The sequence below is a fragment of the Lonsdalea quercina subsp. quercina genome (assembly GCF_000688655.1).
Taxonomy (GTDB): Bacteria; Pseudomonadota; Gammaproteobacteria; order Enterobacterales; family Enterobacteriaceae; genus Lonsdalea; species Lonsdalea quercina.
The window spans coordinates 1-21,399 of sequence record NZ_JIBO01000005.1 but is presented as its reverse complement, the minus strand read 5'-3'; the positions used below and the strand labels follow the sequence as shown (position 1 = coordinate 21,399).

Genomic DNA, 21,399 nt, shown 5'->3' with positions numbered 1-21,399 from the left:
GTGGGTTCGAAAGTGAAGTTAAAAACACATGCAATCACTACTGTTTTTGCCGCAATGTTACTGCTTATCAACAATCTGTTTAGTTATGTCTATGCTGCCGACGACACTGCGACAATTACTATAACAGGCACTGTCAAAGCTAACACATGTGCTATTGACGATAATTCTAAAAATCAGACAGTCCCTCTGCCCGATATTTCTGACAGAGATATCCAAAAAAGTAAAACGGCAGGGGAAAGAAGTTTCAATATAATCCTCACCGGATGCGGCGCCGCCGCCTCTGCCGTCAAAGTGACGGCGTCAGGCACCGCAGATGAAAATGATGTCATGGCTTTTGCGAACAACGCGAGTAGTAGTGAAGGGGGGGCAACAGGCGTCGGAGTTTATGTCTACGAGACAGATAACGCGACGCAATTTAAACCCGATGGGAGCACGACAGAAACCAGTACTTTAACCCCTTCTCAGGATAATACATTAACGTATAAAGTTGCCTACGTCGGAACCCAAAATACGGCCACTGCGGGAAAATTTAGTTCGATAATGAATATGAAATTCGAATATCAATAAGTTACACATATTATATGAAAGAGAGTACCCCCCCTTATTAAGATAAGGTGAAACATCCCTTTGGAAATATAAATCTCATGAATCTAAAAAATAGAACGCTTAATCTGGCTGTTAGCTTGGCAATATTCCTTTCTCCCATAGGATATTGTGGTGTAGGTGGTCATATTTCATGGTATGGAACGAGTGAAGGAAATGATGGTTCGGGAATAGCAACTTTAAATTTGCCACCTCCCAGTCAGAAGACAAGCTCCGCCTCTATTAGCCAAGGCAACGTTTGGGTCAGCGAGAGTCCTGATGAGTATGACGTGGATTCGCAGTGCATCGCCTTTTCAGGAAGCCTGGAAGCGGATATTACCTATAAAGTTCATCGTGGTGGAGCAGCTGATAATGAAAAAGTCGTATTTAGTTCTGACTTTTTTCTGTCAAATGCCCATCTCGATGGCCCTGGGGTCAGCAAAGCAATGGATGCAGTAACCATCAATAGTATTGATACGTCATCCCTTAAAGTGACGAACCAATGCGCTGATAGCAAAACGATAAAAATTTCCAGAGTAATCAGTGTCGGTGAAAACCACTGGGATCTATATCTATCTGGGGAAGTTCCCTATAAATCTCAGTGTTCATTATCCACAGATGCGCTGGTGGATCTTGGTGATATCGCCATAGCTGAGCTATCAAGCGCGGGGGATAGTTTACTATTCAGTAAACAAAAAGAACTGCCGGTGAAATGGCAGTGCACAGAAACTCCGACAAAAGTAAATTTGACTCTTTCAACCAGTAAAAGTGATGGCGCCTGCATCGGCACAGATAATGACTCATTACGATATTGTGTATTTAGAAATCAAGTGGCTATCGACATGACAAATAGCACATCCTCGGTAGATGTAGCGGAAGACCAAGGTGATACGGTCTTGACGATTATTCCAGGCGCCGGGAAAACACCGGTAATAGGTAAAAGCCAAGGGGTGATGGTCATGAAGATTGAGCCTGAATGAATCGCCACGAATAATTTGAACACCCCAGGTCTGTTGTTGATCTCTCTTGCTGAGGTCGACAATTTACGGCGATGACCTGTGATCAAAAAATGACACGTGCAGGCAGGTCAGCGCGAATTCGGATTAACAGAATCAGTCGGTCTTAGGGACGCTGTTATGTAGATCCGATTCATTCACCGAAGCCATGTGATGACTAAATTAAAACAAGGCTGGGGTACGCGGATTAACGGCTTTTCAGGTGCGCCAGATACCGAATTATGGTGCGATTAACCCGATGGTGGCTGAACCAAACTTTACAGAGAAAATTTTTCGAGGCGCGCTGTATGGCAGTTATTTATCATTTTTTTGAATGAATAATGTAAGTGCTTTCTATTTAAGCCCGGTTTAGACACACCAAGAAATAGTATGAAATAATCTGTCTCCTTTCGATTTAACTGAGGCTTTTATGAAAAAAGTTTTAATGGTGAGTTTAATGGTCATGCTCAGCGGTTGTGCAAAACAGGGCTTTGATTTCAAACAGAATGTGCCGCTCAGTCCCACAAAAGTAGAAACGCATCATTTCTTTATTTCTGGGTTGGGTCAGGAGAAAACTATTGATGCAGCAGCTGTCTGCGGCGGGGCCGATAAAGTTTCCCGAACCGAAACGCAGCTCACCTTCATGAATGGCTTCCTCAATGTCATCNCCTTCGGTATTTATACGCCGCGTGAAGCTCGCGTATATTGCGAAAAATAAGCCTGCTAAGCGAATGGTCCGTTCGATGTCCGGATGAACTATTTCGTCGACCGGAGAAATCCGGGTCGTCTAAGCCCCAATTGTGAGATCAGCGTAATGAAGCATCGTTATATACAAAGATGGATACTGCCTATCGGGGCACTGACCGTGGTCATGATGCTCACGGGCTGTGAGGGGACACGTCTGGGGCTTGGGAATATGAATCAGAAAAACGATATCTGCCCTGCAAAAAGCGCTCAAACGCTCGATCCGGGTAAATGTATTTGATAGTTGGTCGGGGCGTATCGTCTTTTTTTGGGCGATAATACCGNCCCAGCCATGCCACAAGCCAGCCTCTCTTTATAGGACACTTACCAGTGTCCACTTTCAATAAGCACTCTTTAACACCGTTGGGGAAATCCTGTAGCGCGTTAATTATTTTGGCTTGGTATCTTAAACAGGTTATTTGCGTAAATAGTCGAAATATCAGCTACAGATCTGATGATGAATAATAGATTAACCACCGTAATCATTATTCATAAGACGCTTATGTTATTACTGTCGGAGAACGATACTTTCTCCTTACACGGAAATCGATGACTCAATGTCATATTTATTTTCTGCCTAAATAGTGTTGGATGTTAATATGACTTTGTCATTGAATCTCGTCATGGAAAGGTGTGTCTGAGGAGCAATTCAGTTTGATGATATACACGAGCCTATTTTCAGTCGAGGTTATGCTCTTTTAGATATTGAGTTTTAAGTAGTCTTTCCTCAATACTAACTTATTCATCCATCCGACCACGACTGCCTGCCTGCACGTGTCATTTGGTTTTACTTGTGGTTGATCGTCATCGCTTCCCGACCTGCGCATTATCATCACACAGCGTTAAATACGCACTCCGAACAGCAATCCGTCCGGTTTTCGGTGGGCACGACGGATAAGTCCCGGGATAACCTTCCTATCAGTCACGTTATTGAGTGGGAACCGTCAATATCACCCGCCATCACCGGCGTCCACCGGCAGGGGCAGTGACCTTTTTCCTGCCTACGATTTTCACTTTCTCTTCGCCAATACGGAAACCTTCAGTCCTGTGGAGCGATCACGCGAGGGTGTTGTTGGCTCCGCATACCCCGCCTGGATGAACGAATCATCAGAATAGCGCAATCGCGGACGACACCCTCGAGCGTCTTACTCTAAGTTGTTCAATCTGAGATTTTTATTGTTGCCACGCTATGCTGTTACAGGATGGGGCATGTGGTGATTTAACCCTCATTACGGCCAATGGTTCGGTTTGTTCAACAAAGCCTAAATAAGCTTGAAATTCCATAAATAAATATCATTCACAATGCTAGGAATGCTTTATAAGAGGGTTCAATCCTACATGTTTGAATAGCATTTTTGGGAGATATACTTGAGCAGAAAAATAACAATAAATAAGATAGTGACATTTGAGCCTGATAAAAAAATCATTTCCGGGAAAAAAAACGCCATCCGGCTTAGTGCTTCTGCAACCCTGTGTCTGGAACTGCTGATTGATAACCTTGGCGTACTAGTGACTCACCAACAATTATATGACTTTGCATGGCGTCGTTTTGGAATGGAGCCTACAGCCACGTCGTTGTATCAGAATATCTCTAATCTTCGGCGAGCGCTAAACAGCACGGGGCTGAAAGAAGAAATAATACGCACTATGCCGCGTCGCGGATTTATTCTTTCCCCCCTTACCGACATTCACTATGAACGCAAGCCACCCGTCGACACTGACAATCAGACGCCGGATGACACTGATATAAATGTCAATATAGAAGAAAAATTAAGCCCTGATGAAGAGGTGACTAAGATCTCAGCTAAAGATGACGGGTTCTTGAGACGTTATGTTCTTAGTTTATTCAAAAAAAACTTTTATTTCTGTACGGTTTGTTTTCTACTTACTGTATTAGTAGGGGGGGGAATGATAAGACAGCAGTCTGCTGATGAGAGGGTTTTATATCGTCCAATAAAACTCAAGTTCAGAGAGTGTCACGCTTACACCAATGCCGACAATAGTATGGACGATGCCAAGCTAGAAAAAATCATGGAATCCTCACGTCTCAACTGTAAAAAGAAAAAATTTCTTTATGTGACAACCTACAAAAAATCAGAACGTAGTTCCATTCTTCTTTGCCAGAATGCTATTGGCTTGAATCAACGAGCAAACTGCAACTCTTATTATTACATTGAGCACATATAACACCATGAAATCAGTATTAGCTATTTTATTTATCACTTTTGCAGCAGTATCTATTGTTTTTTATTACAAGAAAGGAACGGTGCTCTCGTGTAAATCTGAACTAACCGTGATTAAGAAAAACACACAATTAGATATGATTACTATGCTGTCACTTAGCTCTGGAAAAGGCGTAATGACGATATCGGGCGTTCTTTACGATGGAAAAGATACCTCGGCGCATATCAGTAAAAACATCCGTTTTACATACGAAAAAAATGGTGAAATATATATTTTAAAGTCCGATATTATTGTTAATTCGCCCCTCATGGTTATGTCACCCGAGCTTGAGAAAAAATGGTTCCCTGGATTTTATAGCCATCAAGGACAGGTCATGGTCCTGAAAATCAGGCCTGTGGGCGAGCAAGGATGGTTCATCTATTCAGGCGTGGTTCCTCAATACCTCTGTGAAAAAGAACCATAGAACTTTAGGTGATAGCGAAAAAAATGAATGAAGCGTCTCCTATACGTCTTTTACGTTAAGAGATGTACAGGAGCGGCCTACCTAATATTAAAAAACAAATTTTCCCTCATCAGTATACGCTCCCACTTACTAATAAACGTCGAATGTCACCTCGATTATCTGAATGTTCATTTGATAACCTCATCAATCTATCTATTTATATCTTCACTGGGCATTAATTTTTCTCTCAACCTCTGTAAATACCTGTGAAATCTCTTGAATTATTCAAGATTAACAAAGAGAACGGTCTTAATGTGTTGAATTTACTGCATATTATTTATTTATAAAGCTTGAGAGAGATATTAATGCCTTGTTTTTCGATACGGCCAGGTAATATTTTCTGGCCGGAATGGCCGGTAATTCACGTACTCGATAATATAAATGGAAGACAAAATGCCTATAAAAAAAATTGCAGCAGTTCTATCAATCAGCAGTAGTGTACTGTTATGTGGCAATGCCTATTCCGCCATGAACATTAATGTACATGGCATCATCGCCCCCAATGCATGTATTGCCACTATCGTGGGTGGGGATAATCTGGACTGGGGTATCACGCAGCACGCGAGTTTAAAGCAGAAATCGCTGAATAACTTTCCTGCAAAAAAAGTCACCTTGCAGTTCAATTGTCCGTCAGACCAAAGTGTAGCATTCTGGGCAACTGACCCTAATCAGGACAGTGCTCTGGTTGGGGAAAATATTGATGGCAGAACTGGTCATGCCGATGTCAACCGTATATTCGGACTTGGTTTTGATCCTGTGACTGGGAATAAACTCGGTAATTTCACCCTGAATCCCGTATCAACGACGGTTGATGGTATTACTAATGATACCTCTTTTGGTTATATGGTCAGTGGCGCTCATAATGGAACCGCATTCGGTAGAGTTCTGACTAAGTCATGGGCCTATAAAAAGACCGAAGACTACACGCCGTGGAATGAAACCACAAATAAACCTGCAGTGGGGAAATCATTCTCATGGGTATTCGATATTGAGCCTCAGCTCAACAATGGTGAAATGATTACTAATGCGGAACAGGTTGACTGGCAGGGGACGGCACAGGTTAACGTTCGTTATTTCTGACTCTAACTTCCATTAATTTGTGGCAGGCATCTTGGCTTGCTGAGATGCCTATTTATTATGATAAAAAATCTGCGTATTCTTTTTGCTGTTTTCGCGATGTTATATGCTTTTATATCATCGGCACAAACACTGCATTTTGACAGAAACCTTCTTGAGGCTAATGGAATTACCGCAGGGCAGCTAAATGATGCCCTTAATAGAAATACTGCACCCCCCGGTTTTTCTGTGGTTGACATTTATGTGAACAATAAGTATGTGTCAACTGGTTCAATATTTTCGGAGAATAATATTATCTATTACTCGGAAGATATAAAGAATAATGCAGGAATATCTTCTGAATCATGGACGTCAACCAAAGTCGTTAATAACGCCAAATTTCACCGTCTTAATCATTCGATACGGACGGAATACGATCGTTCTGATGCAACTCTGAGGCTTGTCGTCTCAACCAAACTCCTCATCAATCCTGATGGTATGAATCGCGTTACGGGGGGGACCGGCGCGTTCGTCAACTACAACGCCTACGGATACCGTTTCAACGGAGGTGAAAGCCAGCTCAGTAGTCTGAATGCCGATTACGAAGCGGGCATTAATACCCATAATATGATTATCCGGGCGCACGGCACTTATAGCGCCTTCCGGAGCCATGAAACTCACGCTCGTTATAACCATATCCGCGACGGTTACGCTGAGCGAGATATCGGACAGATCAGGATCCGCGCCGGCCGCTCCATGGTCAGTGACGGTGGATTTGGCACTGGCTTTATCGATGGCGCGATGGTGTCTTCTTCAACTGGCAATAATCAGGCTTTTGTCGATTTTGACTATGACGCTTCCGAAATTCTGACCATTGAGTTCTTGCAGAATAATCTGCTGCTATGGAAGCAGACGGTGCAGAAGGGCCACGCCGAGCTGAAGAATATTCCGGTGTCAGGCTTCGCTGACGATGTCATTGTGTTAATTAAACGAAATGACCAGGTTATTGACTCCAGATTAATCGTACGCGGGCAAATTAATGCCGCTCAGGACGGAAGCGCCGGGTATTACGCTTTTTCGGGACGTACGACCAGTGGAAGCCGTAGTCCGGTCACCGGTGCTGGCTTTAGTCACCGATTCAGTGACAAATTACGTCCCGCAGCAGCAATGGTCTCCACCTCCCGTTACCACGGCATTGCGCTCAGTAACTATTCAGATATCGGACGATTACGCTCTAACCTCTGGCTGACTACTGTCCGTAATGAAAACCGTGAAATGGGTTCTAGCCTGAATCTCACTGTCAGCTTTATGAATTCAAGCCTGAGTTACATGCAAAATAGCCGGCACTTCAGTTACCTCGATCAGGCTTTATTGGGGGGCGTTAATAGTCAACGCAGCAGTATCGGTATTGCACAAAGCCTTAGGCTGAACGACCGCATCACCGGGAATTTTTCATTCACCCATTACAACTTTTATGACGCCCCAGGTTTTAACTCGGTGTCTACCGGTTTGAACCTGGCTCTGCCACGGGCTTCGGTGGGGGTAAACCTCTCATATATGTCGCCCATACAGAGACGTAAAGAAGCAGATAAAGTCAGCATGAATCTGTTCCTTAGCGTTCCCCTGAATTTTGGTGAACATCAGGCCACCTGGCGTAGTCAATATTACAATTATGCCGGTACGTCGCGATTAATGAACTCGCTGGGTGCACATGTCAGCGACAATTATACGCTGACCGCTAGCCAGATGCGTACGACGGGTGCGCAACGAAGTGACGCGTTTTCTCTGGATAATTCGGTCACCACGCCTTATACGACCGCAGATATTTCGCTGTCGCAGAATAAACAAAGTGGCCTGTCTTCCCAGACAACGGCGGTCTATGCTTCCGGAGCCATTGCCGCAAGTCGGAAAGGCATTATCTTTTCTCCGTCGCGTGTCAGCGACACCTGGGCGGTTGTTGATACCGGCGTCCGTCAGTATCTGAAGGTCTCATCGTTGCAGGGGGGCGCCGTCACCAATCACGACGGCAAAGCGATTATCAGTCCAATAACCGACAGCGGTAATGATTTCATCCGAGTCAGTCCGGAAGGGTTACCTCAAGGGGTTGTTATTGCGAATAATATCCGGGAATTTTCGGCCAAACGTGGTTCGGTGGCACACTTTAATTTCAACGCCTATAGAAACCGTTTACTGCTTTTAAAATGGAGGAATAAACCCGCCAAAATTAGTCAGAGTGACGTCTTTTACGACAGCAATGGAAAAATGCTTGCCCGTTTCATTGACAAGGACATTCTTATTATTGATGAGGGAGATCTAAAAAAATTAGAAAAGGAAGGGATGTCTTCACCTTCAAATATCAACGTTAAATACAGACTGTTGCCCAGCAGCGTTCAGAAAAAGGAAAAAATTAAAAATGTCATTTTCAATAGTGTCAATGCGTAATGTTTTTATTGCCATGCTGATTTCACTCGCAGCCACGCATTACGTTTCTGCTGAAATTCATCCTTCCTCATCCGCGGTATTAATTCCTGCAGGTAAAGAGGAAACGACCATCGATATTAAAAACAGCGGAGATGAGAGCGNTTTACTTTACAGCAAGATTAATCTTCTCCCGGACGATGATCTGGCTAAAGGCACAATCATCACTGATCCACAGACTGTTTTGATGGCGCCCGGTGAGACTCAAAGCATCCGGGTGATATACCAGACCAACACCCCCGACACCAAAGAGCATATTGCCCGGGTGATTTTTTCAGGACTTCCTCCTACGGGAGACGTGAGCGATGGCAAGGTAAAAATCCTTATCGGACACGATTTGCCCGTCGTGATCAATGTGCGAAAAGATATGGCACAAAAAGATATCTGGGAGCGTATACGCTACAGCATTACTGATTCAGGTTTGTGTCTGTTGAATCCGACGGCGAAAGTTTTTCGCTTCTCACCGACGATAGTTGCCGATGAAAGTAAAATAGAAATCACTTTCAAAAAAGCGTATATCCTTCCCGGCGAAGCGCTGTGTGCATTACCCAATCGCGCGCTGAGTAAAGGTATGCATATCAACCTGACAAGCGTCAGCGATTATAATTATCGTATTAAAACCAATAAGGTCGTTTTATAAGTCAATTTTTTGAAAGTATGCCGCATAAGGGGGGCATTCACTTTTAACGATCTTCCGGCATACGGATTTTTCCCCATTGAGTTGCTGTTTACATCAGGCATCAGGAAAAGGAAAGCCTGTGCCTGTAGTGGCACTCTTGATATACAAATAGTGCAATTGACCTTCCCCCCAGAAAATAGTTTCAGTCTAAACGGAAGTACCCGGTCTTTCTTCTATCACCCAGAGAGGCTCATTGCCATGAAAAAGACCCGTTATATCGAAGAACAGATTGCGTTTGCGCTGAAACAAGCCGAAACCGGCACCCGCTTAGGGGAAATTTGTAGAAAGATGGGAATTTGTGAGGCTACTTTTTACAATTGGAAGAAGAAATTCGGCGTGATGATCGGGCGTTCACCCACCGCATCCGAGAGATAGCGGAAATCCGGATACAATATGGCTGTCCGCGTATTCATATCCAGTTGTGACGCGAGGGCTGGTGGGTTAACCATAAGAAAACACATCGTATTGATTGCCTGGAAGGTTTCTGTAAGCGGCGCTGAAAGAAGTGCTCAGCGTCGCGCTGTTTTTTACTTAGTGGGGTTAATCGCAGATAGAGCGGCGAGAACCATCGGGTTTGATATCGAAAAGATTCATTTCTGACGGGTCACCATTACAGTTAAATGCATAACCGTTATAAAGCCAGAACCGTGTAAGGCCATTAAAACCTTTAAACTTACTTCTATTAAAATAAATCATAAAAGCTAATTGATGGTCTTCGGTATTTTGGTATTTTTGATATTCGCTCAACATGGACTGATCCCACCAGTGAGCTAATGGCCTCTTACCACTTAGCGGAGAATCAACACTTTCCTCATAAAAAACAGCAGAGTATTCATCACTGCTCTTATCAAAGGGATGCTGTGCAAAATAATCCATGATCAAATCAATGAGCGCATGCTGTCCTTTGGGCGGGTTATTTATCACGTAATGAACATTATTTTCAGCAAGTCTCATTGTCGGTTTTGAAAAAGATAAATAGGCTGAAGCAGGGCCAATATAATTAATCCATAGCAATGTAAAAGCATATAGAAATGTATTCCATCCCACGAAACGCCATTTATGAGCAAATCGACGGCGTAGAAAGATAAGCGTACATACAGGACTCAGGACTAACATCAACGGCAGCATCGTGGAATAGTGCATGTACAAAAAGGAGTCTGCATCGAATTGATAAAGTCGTCCTACGACCAGGATGAGGTAATTCACAACCAGAAAAGCAAAGGTAAAATTCATAACGTTCCCTTTATGGGGTAGTCCATTTCCATAACGGTGATGAATGGTTTATACCCGAACTGCTTCATATGTTGCAGGATAAACCAGCCTCGGAACCCTGCAAGCATGCCATATTTTTTTATAGAGCCGTTGGTCGGATCGGGGCCGATGTCTGGAATATCTAACCCAAAATGGTCGTAGAACGTGACGCGAACCTTACCGGTATAAAAGCGTCCTACGCGGTCATACTTAACCAGTTCTGCTTTAGCTGCCCAGACATCGTTAATTGACATGGTTAATCCACCAATGATATCTGAAACATTATGAAAAGCTGGAGGCCGTAATTTTTTGTCATTATCCCGATCATATTCGCTCATCCACAATTCCAGAGGTGAATTATTTATTTCACCACCTTGAGATCGAATTACCGTGTTGATACCTGACTGTAACCTAGTGACAAACGCTTGAGTATCTGGATGCGCGCGCACCGCGCGTGTCAAATCTGGGTGGCTGAACTCTCCGCCTTCCTTCTTTTGGAATTTGGCGATCATTGCCAATATAACCATTTCCAACTTCCCCGTAGAAAAAAGGCTGGTTGCCATTTCTCTGAATTTATAAAAGAAAATATCAGGGGAATCGAAGTCAACCATCCAGTCATCCACTGCAAACATGTGCGTATGCATATAGGTGGGAATGTCTGTGATCTCTTCTTTGGTCATATCACCGTAAAGCATATCCGCCGCCGGCGTCCCATTGGCGTTCAATCCCGGCTTTCGCTTGGTCTCGTACACCAAAATGGGGAGATCAATCCGCGTCGCACTGGTGGTGTCGGTCACTTCGGTGACCTTGAGCGTCGGCTCGGGTTCGGTTCGCGGCGTGGCAGGNCGGGGCGCAAATCCCCAGCCCGCTTTCTGTGCCGGCGCATTCACCCTGGCGCGGTCATAGGCATTCCGGACGGTATTGGCGAAATCGCGGTTGGCGTTNATGTCTAAGGTGCCTGCCGTTAATGAACAACAGGCGTGCTCTTGCGAGCCTAATACGACGGTTTGGGCGTCCAGCGCACTGCCTTTTTCGGGCGATAAGATACGCGTAAATTCATCTGGGGTGAGTTCATCCAGACGCTTGGTGATCAGCATGTTTCATTCCCTGTAAACAGATCTATCCCTGTGAAGCGCGAATAGTCTATGCGCAACTTATAATTATGTAAATGAACGATAGGCCACGAAAAAACCGCCAAAATCGGCGGTTTAATTTTCCCGGTTGTCAGCATGTGTTTTTAGTATGCAGGCTTATAATGACATCAGAGCTGTTTATTTTATAAACGTTTATACAGAACAATTTTTCATTTCGATCGGTATTGCCGATCGCGTTGTGAGGTTATGCTGCTGCTCAGTGCGTTAGGTGGCGTTGATGAAATTGATCCTACCCACGTAATGTGGTCACCAAAGCCTGGGGGAAAAACACGCACACTGGCCGAGCGTTATCTGGGCGTTAGGCGACTCTTTCGCCGAGCGCTAGCAGCGACGACGGCACTGTGGGTGACCGCCTTGATCCTGCTGCTTTTACAACCTTAACGATGATCCTCTGAGAAATCACAGTGCACTTATCATCGATTCACCATCGCTTATAGGGATGACGAGTCAGTGAAAAAGGTGATATCCCCCAATATTATCCCCTCACGCATGACGTGATTTATACACCAGAATATCGTCCATTACCGTCAGGTGATTAATTTTTTTCGTAATTCCAATGAACTCTTCCTTCATGAAAAATCATTGTCGCGATAAATAGCCATAAAACTAAACCTCTCCCACTAATTGATTTAAGGCTTTATTTCGTGCGCTGTGTATTTATCTAAAAATAATTCAATGAGTTTGTGTTGTGCTATTTCCTATACAACAGCTAGTCATTTATTGTGTTATTTGCAGTGATAACCTCATTAGACCGCGATTAAGTATGGCGGAAATGCATATTAAGACATCATTCAATAATGAGGAATATCACCATGAACAATACAACAGAACTGACCACGGCAAATGAAAATGCGGATGATACGGCGGTTAAGGTTTATCACTGGCTCGCCGAGTTACCGGCACGTTCAAATAAAAAACTCATCTCCGGCGCATTCGGCGGTTACACCCACATTACCGGCGAGGATGCGTTCTCAATGCGCCAGGCGGAGGCGATTCACGCCGCCACGGGGCAGTACCCCGCTATTTACGGCGCGGACTACGCCCGCGGTTGGGATATTACCGAGCCGGGCGAGGAAGCGAATTTAATCGACTACGGCTGTAACGCCGAGCTGATAACACATTGGGAGAACGGCGGATTAGTCGCCATTAGCCATCACCTGCCGAATCCCATTTATGCGGGGAACAATCCGGGAACAGGGCAGGGCGCGCTGAAGCAGCCGATCAGCAATGAACAATATTCGCGGATTCTCGCGTTGGGTTCCGATGAGCGCCAGCGCTGGCTGGCAATGCTGGATAAGATCGCCGAGGGGCTGATGGCGTTAAACCGTCGCGGTATCACGGTGTTTTATCGGCCTTTGCATGAAATGAATGGGGAGTGGTTTTGGTGGGGGGCGTCCGGCTATGAAAATAGCGATACCGTACGCATGGAGCTGTATAAAATGCTCTATCAGGACATGTTTAATTATTTTACCTATCACAAAGGGCTGAATAATCTGCTGTGGGTTTATTCGCCGGATGCTCTACGCGGATATAAATCGGACTATTATCCCGGCCATCCGTATGTGGATATTACTGGGTTGGATATGTATCTGGATAATCCGCAGACACTGTGCGGTTATCAGGAGATGCTGAACCTCAATAAACCGTTCGCCTTTCCGGAAATAGGGCCAATGACCCTTGATGGTCAATTAGATTATGGCAGCGTGGTGGATGTGATTCTCTCGGCCTACCCTAAGACTACGTTTTTTATGCCGTGGAATAATGCCTGGGGTCCATTGAAAAATAAAAACATGGCAGAGGCGTATAATCATGTTCATGTGATCAATCGGGGCGATGTCTGGAGTGGCGACGTGCTCAGTCAGACGTGATTGTGAGAAATTATGTAGATGAGTGAGCCGTTCAGGCGCGAATAAAGGAACCCAACGCCCTAAGTCTGGCGCTGGGTTCCTTTATTCGCGCGTTTTTCCCTCGCTAAATCAAGTTATTTTCCCTCAGGCGTCGGGGGCGATCAGCGAGAGACCGTTTCCCACCAGCGCTCAAACGCCGTTTCGCTCTCGTCTAACCACAGCGGTTGACCGATGAGCGGCGTCAATAGCCGCCAATCATGATTTTTGCTGGCTTTGACGATACGGATAAACGGATCGTTCCAGTCATGCTGCGCCAAGGCGAATTTGCCGATATGCCCGGGCAGCAGGGCGCCTGTCTTCAGGTCCGTCGCCGCCTGAGCCGCTTCTTCCGGCCGCATGTGAATGTGCGACCAGCGTTCGTCATATTGGCCGCTGTCGAGTGCGACGAAATCAAAACCGTCGAACTGCTCGCCGATTTTCTTGAAATGCGCGCCGTATCCCGAGTCTCCGCTAAAGTACAGGCGTCGTGCAGCCGTTTGCAGGGCGAAAGACACCCACAACGTCTGGTTCTTTTTAAATAAACGACCGGAAAAGTGCCGTGCGGGTAAAACTGAAATGTCGATACCATCCCCAAGATTCAGTTCGGAAAACCAGTCGGCTTCATGAACGCGTTCTGGAGCAAATCCCCACGCGCGAAAATATTGGCCCACGCCAAGCCCGCAGACCACCTGCTTTACTTTGGGTTTGAGCGCAATCAGGGTGGCGTAATCCAGATGATCCCAGTGATCGTGCGTCATCAGTAAATAATCAATGTTGGGCATATCGGCTGGCGTGTAGGGATTAGTCCCCTGAAATACGCGATTGCCGAACGGGACCGGCGCGGCGTTTTGGCTGAGCACGGGGTCGACCAGCAGGCGTTTTCCCGCCAGCTGCACAAAAAAAGAGGAGTGGCCGAGCCAGATAACGACGTCCCGGTCAGCGGGTAACGCCAACAGTAAGGTCTTGACCGTGGGGAGCGCCTGTTTAGGGCGACGGCGCGGGTTGCCGTGGAGCAAAAATTCCAGCATCAACTTGGCAAAGCTCCCGCTCCCGGTCAGCACGGGAGTCGGCTCGACGTTGTGAAATTGGCCTTGCCGGTAATGGTCCGAGTCCTGTGCTTTCACTTCAGGAACGCTGATTTTGACAAACTCGGGCCGATAAAGGTAAACGACGGGAATGACAATGAATACCACTATTATCGCTAATAAACTCAATAACATGATTCTACCCGTACCTGAACGCAAAGAGTTGTAAGAGAGGATATTGTCCCATTCAGTGTACTGCATTGTGTCGTGTTCTGCCGTGGCGAACCGGCGTGCGCGCTCCTCCTTCACAGATCAGGCTTTTGGGGGTGACGTCGTGATTTTCCAGAAGGCGCGGCGCAAAGTCCTCCGCTCCTAATGAAATCCTTCCGTGATGACCTGCCGCTCGGAGCGGCAGGGAAGGGAGGAGAAAAACCGCCAGCGCGAGAGAGGCGTCTGGCGGTAAAGAACGTGCGTGAATTGACGTGATAAAACGGGGTGTTTCGACCGTCAGGATGAGCTTTCAGCCGGACCGAACACTGAGAACTCCGGCAGTTTGACCTGCTGGTAAGGTTCCCAACCGCCGCCTAAGGCTTTATACAGCGCGACCAGATCCAGATGACATTGCACGCGCGCCATAATGGCCTGTTGTTTGGCCTGTGCGAGCTGCCGCTGTGCGTCCAGCGCCTCGATAAACGACGTCAGGCCTTTGCTGTATCCGTCACTCGCCAGGTCGAACGCGTTTTGCTGCGATTCGACGGCGCGTTCGAGTTCTTCGACTTGCTGCTGATCGGTCCGGTAGCTGATCAGCGCGTTTTCCACGTCCTGCAAGGCGGTGAGGACCGTCTGACGATAGCCTAACGCCGCGCTGGCCTGTTCCGCTCGGGCCAGTTTGACGCCGGAGACCAGACGGCCGCCCTGGAAGATAGGAATGGAAACCGACGGGCCGAAGCGGTAGAAGTGACTGCTCCAGTTATCCATATAACTAAAATCGGTATTGCGCATGCCGAGCTGCCCGGTGAGCGACAGATCGGGGAACAGCTGTGCGACCGAGACGCCGATGTTGGCGGTGGCGGCGTGCAGTTGCGCTTCCGCCTGACGGACATCCGGGCGGCGTCTGGCCAGTGTCGACGGTACGCCGACCGGCACGGCTTTAGGCAACGTCGGTATGGCTTTCGTGGCCGCCAGTTCATTATCCAGCGCGCCNGGCACTTGCCCGGTCAGCACGGCCAGCCCGTTCATCGCCTGCCGCACTTGCGCCTGATACTGCGGCAGTTGCGCTCGCAGCGAACTGAGCTGAGCTTGCGCGTTCTCGACGTTCATCTGCGGCGAGAGGCCGTTGCGCTGCTGGCTCTGGGTCAGCGTCAGCGTCTGTTGCGCAATCTCAATCTGGCTCTCCAGCGTCTGATAGGCGGCCTGCGCGCCTCGCAGCTGCAAATAGGTTCTTGCCACCTCGGCTTCCAGCGACACCAGCGCATCATTGCGGCTCTCTATCGACTGCTGCTGCTGAGCGTCGGCGGCTTCCACCTGACGACGCACTTTGCCCCACAAGTCCAGCTCCCATGACGCGTCAAAACTTCCCTGATACAGTCCGACGGACTGGGTCAGGCTATCGAGCGAAGACGTCAGATTGGGATCGACCTGATCCACCTGACCGTACACGTCATGAGACTCCATCAGCCCCTTCAGACCCAATTGCTGCCGCTGCGCTGAAGCGCTGGCGTTGACCGATGGCAGCCAGGCTCCGCGAGCCTGATTCAGCTGCTGGCGCGATCCGGCGATGCGCAACACCGCCTGTTGCAGGGTGAGGTTGCCGGCGATCGACCGGTCGATCAGGTTGTCCAGCTGTGGGTCGTTAAACGTTTTCCACCAGCTGGGGTTGATCTCCGCGGCCAGCGTTGGTGATGCGCCGTCAGATGCCATGTCCTTGAACGCGCCCGGCGCGGCAGGGGTCGGCGCCTGGTAATCGGGCCCGACGGTACAGGCCGACAGCGCCAGCACAACCGCTATCACCGTAGCGATGGGGGAATACGAGTAGGGTAGAGAAACCTTCATGTTAATGTGCTCCAGCACTGCCTTTGCTCTTGATGGGAGAAAGCAGCAAACAAAGAGGAATGAGAAGCAGAGCGATAACGCTGAGGCCCGTGAAAACGTCTATATAGGCAAGGATACGCGCCTGGGCAATCATCTCTTTATACAGTTGACCGGTTGCGATGGACATCGGATCGCCCGCCATCGTGGAGAAGTTCTTAATCGCGTGGGTCAAACGTTCCAACGCCAGATTGAACGGCTCGTTGAGCGGGGTCATGTTATGCACCATGCTGGCGCTATGCGCCTGCTGCCGCTCGGTAATCATCGCGGTGGACAGCGAAATGCCGATCGACCCCGCCACGTTGCGGCACATGGTGAACAGGGCGGAGGCATCCGCGTTCAGCCGTTGCGGAATCGACACAAAGGCGATGGTGGTCAGCGGCACAAACAGGAAACCGAGTCCGATGGTCTGAGCGCTACGCATCAGTATCAGCGTATAAAAATCCACGTTTGGCGCCAGCGTTGACGAATACAGGAATGAGGCGGCCAGCGAGGTGAATCCGAACGCAATCATCCAGCGCGTCTGCACCAGCGGCATCAGTTTCAGCGCGACCGGGATCGTCAGCACCACCAAAATCGCCCCCGGAGAGAGGATCATGCCAGACCAGGTCGCGGTGTAGCCCAAATCCTGCTGCGCCAGCTGCGGGATGACCACCGCACTGGCGTACATCACCAGCGCCATGCCAGCCATGAGCAAGCAAGACACCGCGAAGTTACGATCTTTCAGGCAGTGGAGATCGACCACCGGCTTTTTGGCGTAGAGTAGCCAGTAAACTGCGCCCACCAGGCCGATCGCCGTCAATATGGCAAAGGTAATAATGAAATTGGAGTGGAACCAGTCGTCGTCCTCGCCGCGGTCGAGCATGACCTGCAGACATCCCAGCCCCAGCGTGAGCAGGCTGATGCCGATGTAGTCGATGCTGAGCGTGCCTTTCTCCGATTTGCGCTCCCATGGCGGATCTTCCAGCAGATGGTAGATGGCCAGCACGCTCAAAATGCCGATGGGGATGTTGATGAAGAACACCCAGCGCCAGCTGTAGTTGTCGGTGATCCATCCGCCGAGCGTCGGCCCGATGACGGGGGCGACAATCACCGCAATCGCGGACAGGCCGAAAGCTTTACCACGATCCTCCGGCTTGAAGTAATCCAGCAGCACCGATTGTTGTACGGGCTGAAGACCGCCGCCAAAGAAGCCCTGCAAGATGCGGAACAGAATGATCTGCCACAGCTCCGTGGCGACGCCGCAGAGTAAAGAGCAGAGGGTAAACATCACAATGCAGAGCAGAAAGAAGAGCTTACGGCCGAAGACTCGGCTCAGGAAGGCTGAGATGGGCAGCACAATGCCGTTAGCCACCAGATAAGACGTCAGCACCCATGTCGACTCGTCATAGCTGGAGGACAGCGAGCCGGCCATATGCGGAAGCGCGACGTTGACGATCGTGGNGTCCAGGATCTCCATGAATACCGCCAGCGTGACTGTAATGGCGACCAGCCAGGGATTCCCGGCCGGCTGCCAAGTCTGGTTCTGGCTCATTCCACCGTCACCTTCGGCTCAACCGACAGGCCCAGCGGCAGCGGCCTTTCCGGATCCAGCCCTTTATCGATGACGATTTTCACCGGGACGCGCTGCACGATTTTTACATAGTTGCCGGTCGCGTTTTCCGCCGGGAACGCGGAAAAGCGCGAGCCAGAGCCCATCTGTACGCTGTCGACGTGGCCTTCGAGCTTCATGTTGGGCCACGCATCCACGGTGATATTCACTTTATTGCCCGGCCGCATCCGCGCCAGCTGGGATTCCTTGAAGTTGGCGGTAATCCAGGTATTCGGCGACACCAGCGAGAACAACGCCGTACCCGGCTGCACCAGACTGCCTACCTGCACGTTGCGGCGAGTGATGAAGCCGTCGTACGGGGCGCGGACTTCGGTGTAGGAGAGATTCAGGTTGGCGGTATTGAGCTGGGCTTGCGCCTGCTCAACCTGCCGTTGACGCGCTTCGACGTTGGTGGCCTGCTGGCGGATTTGCAACGCGACCTGCGAGGCGACTTCGACCTGCGCCTTGGCGCTTTCCAATTCCGCACGGGCGCTTCTTAGCTGCGCGCCTGCCGCATCAATGTTGCGCTGCGAGGTGGCTCTCGGGTCGACGCCCCGCTGACGTTTGTCATCTTCCAGCGCATTAACGTAGTTGGCCTGCGCTTTCGCCAGCGTTGCCAGCGCCTGATCTTTCTGTGCGGGATACTGAACCTTCGCCAGATCTAACGCGGCCTGCGCCTGATGCAGCTGCGCCATCGCCAGTCCCAACTGAGCCTGAGCCTGATCGCGCTGCGCGGTATTATCACGGGGATCGATGATGACCAGTAAGTCGCCCTGCTTAACACGCTGGTTATCTTTTACCCGCAGCTCAGTTACGTAGCCCGAGGCTTTGGGAGCGATGGTGACCGCATCGGAGTCGGTAAATGCATCATCGGTGGTTTCAATATTGCGGTTGGCCAGCCAGAAAAACAGGCCGACGATTAGCATGAGTACAACGACGATGGCCAGAATAATCAGTGGCTTCTTACCGGGCGTCTTGCGTTCCGTGGGAGCGCTGTCTGGGGTGTGATTCTGCGGGTTGTCGTCCTGATGACGCGGGTCATTCTCAGACGGAGAAATAGATTGATTAGCCATAGTTCTCATCGATAAACGACGGACTCAAACCAAGTCCGCGAAATGAATACTGCCATTATGAGACGGACGTTAAATCCGGCACTCCCAAGTACAGGCGATTGCGGATGGAGGTGATCGGCGTAACTCGCGCTGCTGTATCCCTTCCTCTACGCTTTTTTCGACCTTAGGACTAACGCGTCTGTCAATCAAGGTAGGGTTAAGTAAATTCATGGAAAAAATTCAGGAGTAAGCGTCAAAATGTGCGTCCATTCTGCAACCGATCCTCGGCGTTTTGGGCGTTGACCCGGTGCGCTTTTCGCGCAGAAAAAATCGCTACATTGCTTCTAATTAGCCGGAATATCGTCATATTTCGTCGGTGAATCGCCGTATCGGTTTCGTCATGACATCGGCATCAACGGGGCTTTTCATCTGGGCTGAACAGGTGATTTTTAGGAAGAATACGTGACATGATTTGTAACGATATTTTCCGTGGGTTTCTTTTTGTCGCCTGCTAAGTGCTTGAAAGCTTATATTTTCACTCCCGACAGACAGGGAATGATGTGCCAGTGACGTGACAAAATTAAGATCTGTTTCGGCAGCGTGCAGTACGTTTTTTATGCGTTTGTCAGTTCATGTGTCTTTGCGCAGAATAATTGCCAAATCTGCGCAACTTCTTGCGCACTTTCCAGCATAAATCACTTTTTGCGCAATGTTTGCAAACGATCTGCGCATTCTGCGCAACTTTTTGCGCAGATTTTGAATAGGCTGAAATGTATATTTTAAATTCCATTATAAAACAATAAGATAAAAGTTGGCATAGTCATTGCATTGTCAGACGGCGAAAGTAAAAACCGTTCAACAACAAGGAGCAAGACTATGCCAACCCCATGTTATATCAGCATTGAAGGGAAAACTCAGGGCAACATCACCGCCGGTGCCTTCACGTCCGACTCCGTCGGCAACATCTACGTGCAGGGCCACGAAGATGAAATGCTGGTGCAGGAATTCAAACACATCGTGACCGTCCCGACCGACCCNCAGTCCGGTCAGCCGTCCGGCCAGCGTGTGCACAAGCCGTTCAAATTCACCGTGGCGCTGAACAAAGCCGTTCCGCTGATGTACAACGCCCTGGCGTCCGGCGAAATGCTGCCGACCGTGACCCTGAAATGGTACCGCACCTCGGTTGAAGGCAAGCAGGAGCACTTCTTCTCCACCACGCTGACCGACGCCACCATCGTGGATATCGNCTGCCAGATGCCGCACTGCCAGGACCCGTCCAAACTGGACTACACCCAGCTGATCCAGGTGTCCATGTCCTACCGCAAAATCGACTGGGAACACACCGTCGCCGGAACTTCAGGCTCCGACGACTGGCGTGCGCCGGTCGAAGCGTAATACCGACCACCCGGGCTGCGGCCCGGGTTTTTCCGTTGTATTCGGGTGTTGCGGCGTGGGCAGACCCAGGCCACAGCAAAAGCAAAAGCAAAAGCAAAAAGATAAAAGCACACAAGAGTACCGACCACCATTACGGCGGCATCGCAGGCGCACGGAGCCACACTCCGGGGAGTGCGGTAGCCGTGGCGTCAGGGAAAAAGGAGAGGGATAACGTGGCAAGCATGACCGGGCTTCAGTTTACCGTAACGATAGGCGCACTGCCGGAGAGCACCTTCTCGGTAGTGGATTTTCAGCTGGACGAGGAGCTGAACCAGCCCTTTGCGCTGGGGTTGTCGCTGGNGAGCGCGCTGCCGGCGGTGGACTTCGGCGCGGTGCTGGACCAGCCGTGCGAGCTGCGGGTGTGGTACGAAGGCGAGCTGCAACGGCGGGTGAGCGGTATCGTCAGCGAGTTCGGTCAGGGCGACACCGGCTTTCGGCGTACGCGTTATCAGGCGGTGGTGCGTCCGGCGCTGTGGCGGCTGGGCCTGCGCNCCAACGCCCGCATCTTCCAGGCGCAGAAGCCGGAAGAGATTATCAGCGTCCTGTTGCAGGAGGCCGGTATCACCGACTTCGCCTTTGCCCTGCGCAACGAGCACGCCCAGCGGGAATACTGCGTGCAGTACCGGGAGAGCGACCTGGCGTTTATCAACCGGCTGGCGGCGGAGGAAGGGCTGTTCTACTTCCACGAATTCGAGGCG

17 protein-coding genes and 1 pseudogene are annotated in these 21,399 nt (G+C 49.2%); 12 read left to right on the top strand and 6 right to left on the bottom strand.

Annotation, left to right across the window (positions count from 1 at the left end; all coding sequences use genetic code 11):
- From RZ35_RS04890 to RZ35_RS17625, 9 genes and pseudogenes are all read left to right on the top strand, one after another.
- Positions 1–567, top strand: coding sequence for a fimbrial protein (locus RZ35_RS04890; protein ID WP_026742290.1), 567 nt, complete (start codon positions 1–3; stop codon positions 565–567).
- A gap of 77 nt (positions 568–644) precedes the next feature.
- Positions 645–1,562 (top strand): hypothetical protein, encoded by a 918-nt coding sequence (locus RZ35_RS04885; RefSeq protein ID WP_139171529.1) that lies wholly within the window; start codon positions 645–647, stop codon positions 1,560–1,562.
- 445 nt (positions 1,563–2,007) lie between these two features.
- Complete coding sequence (locus RZ35_RS04880; RefSeq protein ID WP_026742288.1) at positions 2,008–2,295, top strand: Bor family protein; 288 nt, start codon at positions 2,008–2,010, stop codon at positions 2,293–2,295.
- A 1,394-nt stretch (positions 2,296–3,689) separates the two neighbouring features.
- Positions 3,690–4,508: a winged helix-turn-helix domain-containing protein gene (locus RZ35_RS16920; protein ID WP_026742287.1), complete on the top strand. Its 819-nt coding sequence runs from the start codon at positions 3,690–3,692 to the stop codon at positions 4,506–4,508.
- A gap of 4 nt (positions 4,509–4,512) precedes the next feature.
- Positions 4,513–4,968 (top strand): hypothetical protein, encoded by a 456-nt coding sequence (locus RZ35_RS04870; protein ID WP_051625481.1) that lies wholly within the window; start codon positions 4,513–4,515, stop codon positions 4,966–4,968.
- Between the two features lie 420 nt (positions 4,969–5,388).
- Entirely contained in the window at positions 5,389–6,087 is a 699-nt protein-coding gene (locus RZ35_RS04865) for a DUF1120 domain-containing protein (protein WP_081825698.1), read from the top strand.
- A gap of 57 nt (positions 6,088–6,144) precedes the next feature.
- On the top strand, positions 6,145–8,505 hold the full coding sequence (locus RZ35_RS04860) for a fimbria/pilus outer membrane usher protein (protein WP_026742285.1): 2,361 nt from the start codon (positions 6,145–6,147) through the stop codon (positions 8,503–8,505).
- Positions 8,477–9,181 carry a fimbria/pilus periplasmic chaperone gene (locus RZ35_RS04855; RefSeq protein ID WP_026742284.1) on the top strand — a complete coding sequence of 235 codons (705 nt, stop codon included), beginning with the start codon at positions 8,477–8,479 and terminating at the stop codon, positions 9,179–9,181. Before RZ35_RS04860 ends, RZ35_RS04855 begins: the two co-directional genes overlap by 29 nt.
- 237 nt (positions 9,182–9,418) lie before the next feature.
- Positions 9,419–9,642 (top strand): annotated as a pseudogene (locus tag RZ35_RS17625) (transposase); the annotation flags it as partial.
- 118 nt (positions 9,643–9,760) lie between these two features.
- On the opposite strand, the gene RZ35_RS04845 reads toward RZ35_RS17625, so the two are convergent.
- A complete protein-coding gene (locus RZ35_RS04845; RefSeq protein WP_026742283.1) occupies positions 9,761–10,453 on the bottom strand; it encodes a hypothetical protein in 693 nt (230 codons plus the stop codon).
- Positions 10,450–11,082 (bottom strand): DUF3289 family protein, encoded by a 633-nt coding sequence (locus tag RZ35_RS18670; protein WP_455709697.1) that lies wholly within the window; start codon positions 11,080–11,082, stop codon positions 10,450–10,452. The genes RZ35_RS04845 and RZ35_RS18670 overlap by 4 nt, the downstream gene beginning before the upstream one ends.
- A 1,355-nt stretch (positions 11,083–12,437) precedes the next feature.
- On the opposite strand from RZ35_RS18670, the gene RZ35_RS04835 reads away from it, so the two are divergent.
- Positions 12,438–13,493 carry a glycosyl hydrolase gene (locus RZ35_RS04835; RefSeq protein ID WP_051625480.1) on the top strand — a complete coding sequence of 352 codons (1,056 nt, stop codon included), beginning with the start codon at positions 12,438–12,440 and terminating at the stop codon, positions 13,491–13,493.
- A gap of 140 nt (positions 13,494–13,633) precedes the next feature.
- On the opposite strand, the gene RZ35_RS04830 is transcribed toward RZ35_RS04835, so the two are convergent.
- The 4 genes from RZ35_RS04830 to RZ35_RS04815 form a co-directional block, all read right to left on the bottom strand.
- On the bottom strand, positions 13,634–14,731 hold the full coding sequence (locus tag RZ35_RS04830; RefSeq protein WP_026742281.1) for an MBL fold metallo-hydrolase: 1,098 nt from the start codon (positions 14,729–14,731) through the stop codon (positions 13,634–13,636).
- 312 nt (positions 14,732–15,043) lie between these two features.
- On the bottom strand, positions 15,044–16,588 hold the full coding sequence (locus RZ35_RS04825; protein ID WP_026742280.1) for an efflux transporter outer membrane subunit: 1,545 nt from the start codon (positions 16,586–16,588) through the stop codon (positions 15,044–15,046).
- 1 nt (position 16,589) lies between these two features.
- Entirely contained in the window at positions 16,590–18,158 is a 1,569-nt protein-coding gene (locus RZ35_RS04820) for a DHA2 family efflux MFS transporter permease subunit (RefSeq protein ID WP_026742279.1), read from the bottom strand.
- Positions 18,155–19,288, bottom strand: coding sequence for an HlyD family secretion protein (locus RZ35_RS04815; RefSeq protein WP_051625479.1), 1,134 nt, complete (start codon positions 19,286–19,288; stop codon positions 18,155–18,157). The genes RZ35_RS04820 and RZ35_RS04815 overlap by 4 nt, the downstream gene beginning before the upstream one ends.
- An 855-nt stretch (positions 19,289–20,143) precedes the next feature.
- Here RZ35_RS04815 and RZ35_RS04810 point away from each other — a divergent pair.
- Positions 20,144–20,662 (top strand): Hcp family type VI secretion system effector, encoded by a 519-nt coding sequence (locus RZ35_RS04810; protein ID WP_026742277.1) that lies wholly within the window; start codon positions 20,144–20,146, stop codon positions 20,660–20,662.
- A gap of 212 nt (positions 20,663–20,874) precedes the next feature.
- On the top strand, positions 20,875–21,399 hold a 525-nt coding region (gene tssI, locus RZ35_RS04805), incomplete at its 3' end, for a type VI secretion system tip protein TssI/VgrG (RefSeq protein ID WP_157755369.1).

Coding starts and splice junctions, on each gene's coding strand:
- RZ35_RS04885 (WP_139171529.1), top strand. CDS start 645: ATGAATCTAAAAAATAGAACGCTTAATCTGGCTGTTAGCTTGGCAATA.
- RZ35_RS04870 (WP_051625481.1), top strand. CDS start 4,513: ATGAAATCAGTATTAGCTATTTTATTTATCACTTTTGCAGCAGTATCT.
- RZ35_RS04865 (WP_081825698.1), top strand. CDS start 5,389: ATGGAAGACAAAATGCCTATAAAAAAAATTGCAGCAGTTCTATCAATC.
- RZ35_RS04860 (WP_026742285.1), top strand. CDS start 6,145: ATGATAAAAAATCTGCGTATTCTTTTTGCTGTTTTCGCGATGTTATAT.
- RZ35_RS04845 (WP_026742283.1), bottom strand. CDS start 10,453: ATGAATTTTACCTTTGCTTTTCTGGTTGTGAATTACCTCATCCTGGTC.
- RZ35_RS18670 (WP_455709697.1), bottom strand. CDS start 11,082: ATGGTTGACTTCGATTCCCCTGATATTTTCTTTTATAAATTCAGAGAA.
- RZ35_RS04835 (WP_051625480.1), top strand. CDS start 12,438: ATGAACAATACAACAGAACTGACCACGGCAAATGAAAATGCGGATGAT.
- RZ35_RS04830 (WP_026742281.1), bottom strand. CDS start 14,731: ATGTTATTGAGTTTATTAGCGATAATAGTGGTATTCATTGTCATTCCC.
- RZ35_RS04815 (WP_051625479.1), bottom strand. CDS start 19,288: ATGGCTAATCAATCTATTTCTCCGTCTGAGAATGACCCGCGTCATCAG.